This is a genomic window from Flavobacterium granuli (assembly GCF_900129705.1).
GTDB lineage: Bacteria > Bacteroidota > Bacteroidia > Flavobacteriales > Flavobacteriaceae > Flavobacterium > Flavobacterium granuli.
In genome coordinates this window covers 134,461-147,220 of record NZ_FQWO01000012.1, presented here as the reverse complement: position 1 = coordinate 147,220, position 12,760 = coordinate 134,461, and the positions used below count along the sequence as shown (strand labels likewise).

Genomic DNA, 12,760 nt, shown 5'->3' with positions numbered 1-12,760 from the left:
GGGGCTCACCTCTTCCCATCCCGAACAGAGTAGTTAAGCCCGCCTGCGCAGATGGTACTGCAGTTATGTGGGAGAGTATGTCGTCGCCTTTCTTTGAAAACCCTGTTTCTAACGAAACAGGGTTTTTTATTCATATTTCCTATTTTAGGTGGAGTATATGGTACCTTAGCTCAGATGGTAGAGCAATGGACTGAAAATCCATGTGTCCCTGGTTCGATCCCTGGAGGTACCACAAAATTGCTCGGATGGTGAAATTGGTAGACACGCTGGACTTAAAATCCAGTGAACAGCAATGTTCGTGCGGGTTCAAGTCCCGCTCTGAGTACAATAAACTTCAGTTAGCTTAGGCCGGCTGAAGTTTTTTTATATTTATTTTGACTTAAATTTTTTTGTTGTATTTCCTGTTTTTTGTTTAAATAAATCATTTAATCTGTTTTTTTAGTTTATTTTTGAAATAAACTAAAGATACGCTTATGGATTTAAAATTACTTTTTAAGCTAAAAGTTAGCTATTCATATTTTATTCTTCTTATCGTATTGCTTTTTTCTTCAACAATTATTAGTGCACAATGTGCCGGAAATGATAATAATTTGACAGTATGCAATATAACCGATTCCAGCAATAAGTTTATCGATCTTAATAGTTTTTTGGGAAGCCATACAGTTGGTGGAATTTGGAAAGACAATCTTTTTTCTCAGGGGTTAAATATATCTACAGGAATATTAGATGCCCAAAAAATCAGAAAGAGTGGAGTTTACACCTACACATATACTGTAGATAATGGCTTAGGGTGTAAAGATTCTTCTATTATAACTGTTACAATAGGTGGGTATTCGGGGGTTCCCAGTCCTAATATTTCTGCCTGTAGTGATGATGTTAGTTTCAATTTATTTCAGGCATTTAATGGAAATTTTTTAAGTCCTCAATCTAACGGGGTCTGGACAGATGATGATGGAACTGGGGCACTTAATAATAATTTACTTGATGCTAAAAAAGCGGGTTTAGGCACGCATTCCTTTACTTATACTGTGCCGGCCATAGGAAGCTGTCCCGCACAATCTTCTACGGTTAATGTAACAGTATTCAGAGCCCCAGAGCCGGGTACACCTTCAACTCTTTTATTATGTAGTTCGGATAAGGCAACATTTTCCACAAATTATGATTTAAATGATTTATTGAGTGGTGAAGATACAAATGGTATCTGGACAGAGGCAAGCAGTAATGAATTATCAGACCTTAGTGATTCATCGGTTGACATCAAGAACATATACAATACTTTGGGAGCGGGAGTATATAGTTTTACTTATACTGTTTCGTCAACAAATCCTATTTGTAGTGAAAAGAAATCTAACGTAAGGATTATTATAGAAGAACAACTTGATTTTACTGGGGCATCACTTGTTGTAAATTCAGATATTTGTGAAAATGAGATTTCCACGGCAAAGTATAGAGTTGTTTTAACACAAGTGAATCAGCTTAGTCAGAATATTCCAAATGGAAGTTATTTGGTTAAATATGAAATTGCAGGATTGGGATTGACTTTGACAAATTCGGTAATTGCGAATTTTAATAGCGGGGTTTTAGTATTTGATGTCAAAGATCCAACAAATATTAATCGAATTTTTTTTCCGGAAGTGGGTACTTACACATTAAGTATAAAGGATATTACTAGTGTTACAAGTCTAGGGGCTTGTACTAATATTATAGGTGATCTTTCGGACATTTTGAATGTGAACCCGCTGCCAAAAATTAATGGAGCAATTCTTAACATTGTAGATGTTTGTAAAGGCTCAGATGCTATAGTTGAAATTTCAGGAAATACTAATTTAACTGATGGAAATTATTCTATTGATTATAATTTATCAGGTAATAATTCAGCAACTTCACAACAACTAACTTTTAATGTCACAAATGGAATGGGAAGTTTTAGTATTCCATCCGCTTTAATTCCATCTATTGGTAACACAACAATTTCGATTGTAAAAATCACGAATATAACTACGGGTTGTACTAACACATCGAATTTGGCTAAAGTTTTTATTGTTAAAACGCTACCTAATGTTGCAAATCTTGCGGTAGAGATAAAAGATGTTTGTCAAGGCGAACCCATTTTGGTATCACTTTCTGGATTGGGTAATTTGACTGATATTACTATCAATTATGATTTAAGTGGGAGTAATACAGTACTTAATCAGATAATTACATTAGCTGTTACTTCAGGTAAAACTAGTTTTACAATCCCTTCAACTTCGCTCAATATAGGAACAACAACTATTGAAATAACCTATTTAACAGATAATACTAACGGCTGTGGAACGACGGTTGCCAATGGAAAAAAGAGTTTTACAATTAATATTCTTCCTAGTTTGCCAATTACTAATAATTTTAAATTTTGTAAAAATGACAAAAAGACAATTGCAGATTTGGTTCCAAATGGCACCCAATACCAATGGTTCGATTCAGTATCAAGTACGATGGTTTTAAATGCTGGGACTCTTCTAGTGTCTAGGACATATTATGTTAAGGAAGTAAATTTAACCACGGGATGCGAATCATCAAGAGCTGCTGCGATTGTTGAAATTAATGAAACGCAAGCACCAGTCTTAAATCAAGGAGGAGAAAGTTTCTGTGGATTAGATAATCCGACTATTCAAAATTTGACCGATAAGACCACTACAAATGGGAATTTGACTTGGTATGATGCAGCTGAAAATGGGAATTTGATAACATCAACGGATCTACTTATAGACGGTTTTACGTATTATGGATTCGATTATTCAAATGACACAAGTTGTTATTCGGATGCTTTGGCTGTAACCGTATCTCTTTCAAACTGTGATGAAACCCCTGATTTTTTTATTCCTGATGGTTTTTCTCCAAATGGCGATGCGATAAATGATACTTTTAAAATTACTGGAATTGAGTTTATATATCCAAATTATTCATTGGAGATTTATAACAGATATGGGAATTTAATGTTCAAAGGCAATAAAAATAAGCCAGAATGGGATGGAAAAAATTCTGATTATAAAATTGGAATCGATGGATTCGCTCCAAATGGAGTCTATTTTTATATTATCAATTATAATAAAGGGAATAAAGCTTCTAAACAAGGCAAGCTTTATTTAAGTCGATAATCGATTAATACTTTAAAAGAATCTTCAAATGAGAGAAAAAATACTGTTTGTAAGTTTTTTATTTTTTATGATAAATGCTTCCGCCCAACAGGATCCACAATACACACAATATATGTACAACATGAGTGTAGTAAATCCGGCTTATGCTACCGGAGCACAATCTATGTTAGATATAGGTGTTTTATATAGAACGCAATGGGTTGGTGCAGTTGGGGCTCCAAAAACGATGACTCTTTTTGGACACATGCCAGTAAATAAAAAAGTTGAATTAGGGTTTTCATTGATCTCTGATGATATTGGAGATGGAGCCAAAAAAGAGAACAATTTTTCAGCAGATTTTGCATACGTACTTCAATTTAATAACAATCATAGACTTTCTTTAGGGCTAAAAGCAGGGCTTACTTCCATGCAAACTAATTTTAACGGTTTTAAGTTTGAGAGCACATCAACGGATTTTGCTTTTGAAGATATTGATTTCTTAAAACCTAATATTGGTGTTGGGGCTTATTATTTTACAGATGACTATTATGTTGGATTATCTGCACCCAATTTGCTTAATTCAAAACACATCGAAAAACGTTCAGGTATTAGTGATTATGGTTCAGAAAATATACATGCTTTTTTTACCGGAGGTTATGTATTTACCTTGTCGGATTCATTCAAGTTAAAACCTGCTTTTATGTCGAAGTTTGTCAAAGGAGCTCCGGTAACTTTAGATCTTTCTGCCAATGTTTTGTATAATGAAAAATTTGAATTTGGCGCATCTTATAGATTTGACGATGCCGTAAGTGCTTTGATGAACATAAAAGTTACTCCAGCTGTCAGAGTGGGCTACGCTTATGATTATACCATTTCTAATCTGGGACAATTTAATTCAGGGACACACGAAGTTTTTATACTTTTTAATTTAGATTTATTAAGTAAAGGGTATGATAAATCACCGAGATTTTTCTAAAAAAGCAAATATGAAAAGAATATTTCTCCTCATCGTCGTATTTTCGATACAACTTATATCCGCTCAAGGACAAGATTTGCAAAGAGCCAAACGCTTTTTTGACAAAACTTATTATAGTGAGGCAATCCCCTTATATGAAAATTATATTCAGAGGAATAGTTCTTTTGAAGCATTGAAAAATCTGGCAGATTCCTATTATTTTACCAATGATTATGCAAATGCCCAAAGACTCTACAGTCGACTAATTTCGAGGTTTAGCAATGATTTGGGAGAGGAATATCACTTTAGGTATTCAAATACTTTGAAAGCGGCTGGAAATTATGAAGAAGCAAATAAAGTTAGCCGTGATTTATTGCTAAAATCAAATAACCAACAAGCCTTAGCCGTTTTTGAAAAAGAAATTAAAGTACTTGAAAATATAACGGCAATAGGAAACCGATTCGAAATAAAGAATCTTGCGTTAAACACCGAAAATTCTGAGTTTGGCGCAGTGAGAATGGATCAGAATTTGGTTTTTTCAGGAGTAAAAAAGAAGTCTGGTTTATTTGATAAAATCTACAAATGGAATAACGAACCTTATCTGGATTTACTTGCAATTCCATTCGAAAATGTAAAATCAAGTGATTCTATTGTGAATTATTTATCGGATGAATTAAATACTTCGATGCATGAGGCGAATGCGGTTTTCACGAAAGACGGTAAAACAATCTACTTTACCAGAAACAACTATAAAAACGGAAAAAGAGCTAAAAATGCAGACAAGATATCTAACTTAGGTGTTTTTAAGGCCGAACTTGTAGATGGAAAATGGACTAATATTGTGTCGCTTCCTTTTAATAGCGATAATTATTCTGTTGAGCATCCTGCTTTGAGTAGTGATGAAAAAACATTGTATTTCTCCTCAGATATGCCGGGAACATTGGGTTCATTTGATATTTTTAGCGTTAAAATAATTGGATCAGCTTATGGAGATCCAATCAATTTAGGAGATAAAATAAATACCAATAGAAAAGAACAGTTTCCTTTTGTCTCGAAAGACAATAAATTATATTTTTCATCTGACGGTCATGTAGGATATGGATCATTGGATGTTTTTGTTTCGGAAATGCAAAATGAGTCGTTTTCGGATCCTTTAAACATAGGGCTTCCGATAAATAGCGGTTATGATGATTTTTCTTTTAATATTGATTCTGATTCTAAACTGGGATTTTTCGCTTCGAACAGACCAGGAGGAAAAGGGAATGATGATATTTATGAATTGAAAGAAACCAAGCGATTGCTTATTGAAGATTGTATGCAATTTATAGCAGGAGTTGTCACGGACGTGGATACAAAGCTTCCTTTGGTTAATACCTTGGTTATTTTAGAAAATTCGGATAGAGTTGAAATTCAAAGAGTTTTAACTTCTGATGACGGGAAATTTAGTTTCAATGCAGATTGTGAAACTGCTTATTCTGTTTTTGCATCTAAAGAAAATTATACAAAAGATTCTAAAACGGTTAGAATTGGTAAAGAAAGAAATAAAAATAATGCAGTTGCACTGGCTTTACGATCGATGACAGCTATAAAAAAGGAAGAACAACTAGCGCTGCAGAAAAAGAAAAATGAGGAATTAGCGGAAGCCGAACAAAAGAAAAAAGAAGCATTGGCCTTAGCTCTAAAAGCTAAAAAAGACAAAGAAATTGCCGCAAAGAAAGAAATGGAGATAGCGGAAATAAAGAAAAAAGAAAAAGTTGAGCAAATTGTGGCAGCTGAAAAGGACGTAGTGAAAGTCAAAGATCGCCTCGTTATCAAAACTGACCCAATCTATTTTGATTATGATTTATGGTATATTCGAAAAGAGTCAAAACCAATTTTAAATCGAGTTATTGAGCTGATGAAGAAATATCCCGAAATGGTTGTTGAAATAGGTTCCCATACGGATAATAGAGGCAATGCGAAGTATAATATGAATCTTTCTTCCAATAGAGCACAATCAACAAGGGAATATTTCATAAGCCAAGGGATTCCTAAATCGAGAATTTTTGCAAAAGGATATGGGGAAAGCGTTCAGATTATAAAATGTGAACCAAGCGAATCTTGTACAGAGGAGCAACACGAGCTTAATAGACGCAGTGAGTTTGTGATTAAAAGCCTGTAACGGTTATTTAATAAAAAAAATGGATGCTTTTTGAGCATCCATTTTTTTTATAAGCGTTTTAATTTATATTTTAAAACGGATTTAAATTAAATAAACGGGATTGTTCATGTTCATGATTGACTAGAGTAAAAATTAATCTGAGCTGTCTTCTGTTTCTACTAAATCCTCTGATTTTCTGCCGATTTTTACTTTGGGATTGTCTTTATTTCCGGTGATAAGCAATGGTACTCCAATAATTCCTAAAGGAGGTAGTCCCAATCTCATTTTTAAGTTTAGTTTTCCGTCTAAGCTCGTTGTTCCTTCTATTCTTGGCCTGAATCCGGCAAACTTAAACTTGAATCTTTCTAATGTTATTATATTATTTTTGATTGAGCTTTTGATGTCTACTTTATTTATTTCTGGATTTTTTATTTCGTCAACTTCTGTTTTTTTAGCCACGGTACTAAACATTTTCATTCCGTATAGTTTGATATTTTTTACAGAAATCACTCCGCTTCCTGCCAAAGAGGGAAGTATCGGTTCCATATTTGCATTCAGTCTGCCTTTTAGATTATAATCTAAGGATACAATTCCTTGCGCTTTTTCAGCGGCGCTAGCCATTTCTCTGAAAAGTTTTACTTCGTTATAAGCTCTTTTGATATCAAAATCAGTTGCCTTAATGTGGTAATCAAATTCTGCTTTTTTAGTAGTGTTACTTTTATAATTAGCATCCATAGCTACATTGCAACCTATCAAGTTAAAGCCGGTGTTTTGCATGCTAAGTAAGCCGTTTTTCATTTTCAATGTTCCTTTAGCGTCTTTGAGTTTAAGTTCGTTAAAGTCTATTTTTTGCGCATTGGCTTGAAATTGTAAATCAAGATTAGTAGGGATTACGATAACTCCTTTCACTGCGGTTGCTTGGCTGGCTTCGGTTGAATTTGTAACAGTGCTCGACATGAATTCATCGGCATTAATATATTTAGAATTCAGGGTAAAAGAACCTTTTAAAACGCCGTTTTTTACTGCTATAAAATTAAATACATTTTGTAAATACCCATTCATTTTAAAATCAGATTGACCATAGGAAGCTAAGAAGGTATTGAAACGCATCTTGTCATTATTGAATTTGAAAATTCCTTCCTTGATAAGAAATGTTTTTGGCAAATATTCAGAAGCTAATTCTATGTTGCGTATTTCTAACGTTCCACTATTTTTAAGTTTTGAATAATTTCCTTTTTCGGCATCGCTTTGTTTTCCTTTCAAAGCTAAGTCGGCTTTAATAAAACCCTTAACATCGAGACCTTTTTGAGAAAAAACTTGGTAGATTTTACCAATAGCTAAGGTTCCTTTGGCTGCAATATCGTAGCTGAGATCGTTGAAGTTACTTAAATCAGCCTCTACAAAAACAGGATTGCCTTCAAAAGTGAATTGCGCCGGTTTTGTTATCACTTTTAAATCATCAAAGGTTCCTTTTGTGTTGGAAATAGTTGAAACAACTTCAATATTTGTAATTGGGTTTGGATAGTATTTTGTTTTTAGATATCCATTTTTTAAGTTAAGTACAGCATCTGTCACTGGAAAAAGACCATTTTTTTGATCGAATTTTCCTTTGGCTTTTCCATTGGCGATTAGCATTCCTTTTAGTTCTAAATCAGGAATTCCAATAGCTCGGTTTAGTTTTTCTAAATCGATCTTAGTATCTAGAATAGCATCGATTTCCGGAATGCTGGTTCCTTTGCTAAAGATTTTAGTTTTTAAATAGTCTTTGTCAATATTCAAGGATAGATTCTTCAGATCCATAATCAGAAGTTCCGGATTAAGAGAAGGTAATTTGGTCGAAAAATCTAAATTTAGGTTCGTTACCGGTGTTGTACTTTTATTGTAGTTTACAAAGCCTTCTTTTATTTTTAAATCGAGATTAAGTTCAGGAGCAATTTGTGCTGAAGCAATATAATTTCCCTTTAAAGTTAAAAGAAAGTCCGTCTTTCCTCTTAAGTCCGTTTTGTTAAGCCAAGTGATGTACTTTGGTGGAAAGGCGGTGAAAAGATCATTCAGATTACTGTTGACCGCTTTCAGAATAAAATCCATGTTGTAACCCTCTTTGAGGAAATCAAATTTACCTTTGAAATCGACCAGAAGATTATTTATTTTTAAATCGTTTTGTTCAAAAAGTAGAGAAAGTGAGTTGGTATTTATTTTAGTAATTAAATTGGCATTTACCTTTTTATTCATCAAATAAGGCTCGTTTTCATACAGAAGATTCAGTTTGTCAATTTTTGCTTTCGAGTATAAATCAAAAACCGCTTTACTCAAATCCCCTTTTCCTAAGTAATTAAATCCAAAAATGTCTAAATGCAGCTTAGTAGATAAATCATCATAAACGATTTGGCTGTTTTCGATTACAATTTTTTCTAGTTTTAAAGCGCTGTCTTCTTGTTTTTTTTCTGTTGTTTTTGTTTCGGATTTATATACGTTATAATTAGCAAATCCATCTTTGTTTACTTTTACATTAATAAAAGATTTGGACAAGAAGATTTCATCAATTTTTATGGCTTTGCTAAATATAAGACTCGAAATATTTATTCCAAATGAGACTTCTTTTGCAGTAATTAATTTTTCATTCTCATAGGGTGCTGAACCGTTGAGATTAAAGTCATTTAATGTTACTGTTAGTGATGGAAAGTGATGAAAAAAAGACACATTGAAACTGGAATAATCTAGTTTTGCGTTTAGTTTTTCATTAGCAATTTTTTTGATTTCCGTATTAATTTTATCCGAAAAGAAATATGGAGTTGCAATCATTAAAACCAGTATTGTTGCAATAAAGAAACCTATGTATTTCAAGGTTTTAAAGAAAATATTTTTTTTCGATGGCATAAAGACTGTTGTTGTTTGGGAAATATATAAGAGCGTTTAGATAAAAAGGAATTTAACCGTGAACGGTTTCGTTTTTACCGTAATTAACAATGATAGATGTTTCAAACTCAATCCATTCTTTCCAACGTTTATCTACGTCAACATGATCAGCATATTTTTTAGCAAAACCTAAAAAGGTCGTGTAATGTCCCGCTTCACTAATCATTAAATCGCGGTAAAATTTAGCTAATTCAGGATCTTTTATGTTTTCTGATAGGACTTTAAAACGCTCACAACTTCTGGCTTCAATCATAGCCGAAAAAAGCAAACGCTCACACAAGGCATCATTACGACTTCCGTCTTTTTTCATGAATTTAAAAAGTTCGTTAACGTAGCTGTCTTTACGTTCTCGTCCAAAAACAAGTCCTCTTTCTTTGATAAGATCATGAACCATTTTGAAATGATCTATTTCTTCCTGAGCAATAATCATTAGCTCAGTAACTAATTCTTCTTTTTCAGAATTTTGGGTAATAAGACTTATCGCATTAGAAGCGGCTTTTTGTTCGCACCAAGCGTGGTCCGTTAAAATCTCTTCAATATTTGATTCTACAATATTCACCCATCTTGGGTCTGTTACTAATTTTAATCCTAACATAATCCTGAAATTTTTTGATGCAAAATTAGTGTTTTTATCGTCTATTTTTGTTATAAATGAAGGAATTGCCGTTGAAATACCATTATTTTGCAATAATAACTTTTAATGGTATATATCTGATGCAATCGCTTTTAATAATTGGTTTTGTATGGCCTGAGCCCAATTCTTCGGCGGCTGGAGGAAGAATGATGCAATTGATTTCTTTGTTCCAAGAACAGGGTTATAAAGTTGCTTTTGCTAGTCCAGCTCAAGACAGTGATTTTATGGTCGATTTAAGTCAATTTGGAGTTAAAAAAGTTGCTATTGCTTTAAATAATTCTAGTTTTGATGACTTTATAAAGCAACTAAATCCCTCTGTTGTTTTGTTTGATCGTTTTATGATCGAGGAGCAATTTGGCTGGCGTGTTGCCGAAAATTGTCCTGATGCGTTGCGAATTTTAGATACCGAAGATTTGCATTGTTTGCGATTGTCCAGACAAAAAGCGTTTAAAGAAAAACGAACTTTTGAAATTTGTGATTTATTAACAGAAGAAGTGGCCAAGAGAGAAATTGCCAGTATCTTAAGATGTGATTTGTCCTTAATGATTTCTGAATATGAAATGGAGTTGTTGACGACGGTTTTTAAAATAGATCATAGTCTGTTGTATTATTTGCCGCTTTTATTAGGTTCTAATGAGATACCAAATTTGAATGAATTACCTTCATTTGAAGAAAGAACGGATTTTGTTTTTATTGGTAATTTTTATCATGAACCGAATTGGAATGCCGTTCAATATTTGAAAGAATCCATTTGGCTACAAATTAAAAAGCAATTACCTGAAGCAGTTTTAAATATTTACGGTGCTTATCCTTCTCAAAAAGTATTGCAATTGAATAATTTAAAAGAAGGTTTTTTAGTTCATGGTCGTGCTGAAAATGCTCAAGAAGTTGTTCAAAAAACTCGTATGGTTCTAGCTCCTTTGCGTTTTGGGGCGGGAATCAAAGGAAAATTACTCGAAGCGATGCAATGTGGAACACCAAGTGTTACGACTTCTATTGGGGCTGAATCGATGCATGGAGAATTGCCTTGGAGTGGTTTTATAGAAGATAATTCACAATCTTTTGCTGAAAAAGCGGTGCAATTATACCAAGATAAAAATACCTGGATGAAAGCTCAAAAAAATGGAATTGCAATAATGACGCAACGCTATTTAAGAAGGTTGTTTGAGGATGATTTCGCTACGCAAATTGAGTTTTTAGCTTCGAATATAAAGCAACATCGGTTGAATAATTTTATGGGGGAATTGCTGCAGCATCACACTTTGAAAAGCACCAAGTATATGTCGAAGTGGATTGAAGAGAAGAATAGATGATAAAAAAAGCCGTTTTGAAATATTTTCAAAACGGCTTTTAAGTATTTAAAACTAGTAATTATGCAAGCATTGTTACTGGGTTTTCAATGTATTGTTTTAATGTTTGTAAGAACTGCGCTCCAGTTGCTCCATCGATTGTACGGTGGTCACAAGCAAGAGATAACATCATGGTGTTTCCTACAACAATTTGTCCATTTTTCACCACTGGTTTCTCAACAATTGCTCCTACTGAAAGGATGGCTGAATTTGGTTGGTTAATGATAGAGTTGAATTCAGTAATACCAAACATTCCAAGGTTAGAAACTGTAAATGTACTTCCTTCCATTTCTGCAGGTCCTAATTTTTTGTTTTTCGCTCTTCCGGCAAGATCTCTTACACTAGCGCCAATTTGAGACAAACTCATAGCGTCAGTGAATTTTAATACAGGAACAACCAATCCATCTTCAACAGCTACAGCTACTCCAATGTTCACATGGTGATTGATGATGATAGCATCTTCTTTCCACTGAGAGTTGATTTTTGGGTGTTTTTTCAAGGCCAAAGCACAAGCTTTAATTACCATATCGTTGAAAGATACTTTGGTATCAGGAACACTATTGATAGTTGCTCTTGATTTCATAGCGTCATCCATAGTCACTTCGATTACTAAGTTGTAATGAGGTGCTGTGAATAAAGATTCGGCTAAACGTTTCGCAATGATTTTACGCATTTGCGAATTTTTGATTTCTTCAGTAAATACTTCTCCAGCAGGAACAAATACTTTTGGCGTAGCGGCAGCAGCTTCTGTTTTAGCAGGTGCAGCTGTAGCTTGTGGAGCGACAGCAGCAGGAGTAAAGTTTTCGATATCACTTTTCACGATACGTCCGTTTTCTCCGGTACCTTTTACTTGAGTCAATTGAATTCCTTTGTCGTTAGCAATTTTCTTTGCTAATGGAGAAGCCAAAATTCTTCCTCCGTCAGTAGGAGCTTCTTGAGTAACTGGAGCCGAAGTTTCAGTTGGAGCTGCTTTAGTTTCTTCAGTAGTTGGAGCAGCTTGAGATGTGCCACCAGCAGTATAATTAGCAGCAATTGTGCTAATGTCAGTTCCTGCAGGCCCAATGATAGCTAAAAGACTATCAACTGGAGCTGTATTTCCTTCTTCGATTCCTATATATAAAAGAGTTCCTTCGTTGAAGGATTCAAATTCCATTGTTGCTTTATCAGTTTCAATTTCAGCTAGAATATCTCCTTCTGAAATTTTATCACCTACTTTTTTTAACCAAGTCGCTACGGTTCCTTCGGTCATCGTATCACTTAATCGAGGCATGGTAACCACTACAACTCCTTTAGGAAGTGTTGCTTCGGCAGCAGTAGTTTTAGGTTCTTCTTTTTTGATTTCAGCAGGAGCTTCTGATGCTTTAGCAGGAGTGGAATCTCCAGCTAATAAAGAAGAAATGTCTTCTCCTTCTTTTCCTATGATTGCCAGTAAAGAGTCTACTGGAGCAGTTTCTCCTTCTGGAATACCTATATGTAATAAAGTCCCTTCGTTGAAGGATTCAAATTCCATTGTTGCTTTGTCAGTTTCAATTTCAGCAAGAATATCTCCTTCTGAAACTTTATCTCCAACTTTTTTAAGCCAAGTAGCTACTGTTCCTTCCGTCATAGTGTCGCTCAAACGAGGCATTGTTATTTTGATTGCCATATTGA

General features: G+C 34.1%; 7 protein-coding genes, 2 tRNA genes and 1 rRNA gene. 7 read left to right on the top strand and 3 right to left on the bottom strand.

What is annotated here, in order from left to right:
- The 6 genes from rrf to BUB25_RS14280 all read left to right on the top strand — a co-directional run.
- Nucleotides 1-92: ribosomal RNA gene (gene rrf / locus BUB25_RS14305) — 5S ribosomal RNA — on the top strand; the annotation flags it as partial.
- Nucleotides 93-159: 67 nt separating this feature from the next.
- Nucleotides 160-232 (top strand) — tRNA-Phe (locus BUB25_RS14300).
- A gap of 7 nt (nt 233-239) precedes the next feature.
- Nucleotides 240-325 (top strand) — tRNA-Leu (locus BUB25_RS14295).
- 148 nt (nt 326-473) lie between these two features.
- Nucleotides 474-3,137, top strand: a complete 2,664-nt coding sequence (locus BUB25_RS14290; protein ID WP_072945492.1) for a gliding motility-associated C-terminal domain-containing protein — start codon at nt 474-476, stop codon at nt 3,135-3,137.
- 28 nt (nt 3,138-3,165) lie between these two features.
- Nucleotides 3,166-4,092 carry a PorP/SprF family type IX secretion system membrane protein gene (locus BUB25_RS14285; RefSeq protein WP_072945491.1) on the top strand — a complete coding sequence of 309 codons (927 nt, stop codon included), beginning with the start codon at nt 3,166-3,168 and terminating at the stop codon, nt 4,090-4,092.
- A 10-nt stretch (nt 4,093-4,102) separates the two neighbouring features.
- Nucleotides 4,103-6,232, top strand: coding sequence for an OmpA family protein (locus BUB25_RS14280; RefSeq protein ID WP_072945508.1), 2,130 nt, complete (start codon nt 4,103-4,105; stop codon nt 6,230-6,232).
- Nucleotides 6,233-6,364: 132 nt separating this feature from the next.
- Here the strand turns inward: BUB25_RS14280 and BUB25_RS14275 are convergent, their stop codons facing one another.
- Both BUB25_RS14275 and miaE read right to left on the bottom strand, forming a co-directional pair.
- Nucleotides 6,365-9,088 (bottom strand): AsmA-like C-terminal region-containing protein, encoded by a 2,724-nt coding sequence (locus BUB25_RS14275; RefSeq protein WP_072945489.1) that lies wholly within the window; start codon nt 9,086-9,088, stop codon nt 6,365-6,367.
- Nucleotides 9,089-9,140: 52 nt separating this feature from the next.
- Nucleotides 9,141-9,722 (bottom strand): MiaE family protein, encoded by a 582-nt coding sequence (gene miaE, locus BUB25_RS14270; RefSeq protein ID WP_072945506.1) that lies wholly within the window; start codon nt 9,720-9,722, stop codon nt 9,141-9,143.
- Between the two features lie 119 nt (nt 9,723-9,841).
- On the opposite strand from miaE, the gene BUB25_RS14265 reads away from it, so the two are divergent.
- The gene (locus tag BUB25_RS14265; protein ID WP_072945487.1) at nt 9,842-11,074 is read left to right on the top strand and encodes a glycosyltransferase; all 1,233 of its coding nucleotides are present in this window, start codon (nt 9,842-9,844) and stop codon (nt 11,072-11,074) included.
- Between the two features lie 58 nt (nt 11,075-11,132).
- Here the strand turns inward: BUB25_RS14265 and BUB25_RS14260 are convergent, their stop codons facing one another.
- A complete protein-coding gene (locus BUB25_RS14260; RefSeq protein WP_072945485.1) occupies nt 11,133-12,755 on the bottom strand; it encodes a pyruvate dehydrogenase complex dihydrolipoamide acetyltransferase in 1,623 nt (540 codons plus the stop codon).
- Nucleotides 12,756-12,760 lie beyond the last annotated feature (5 nt).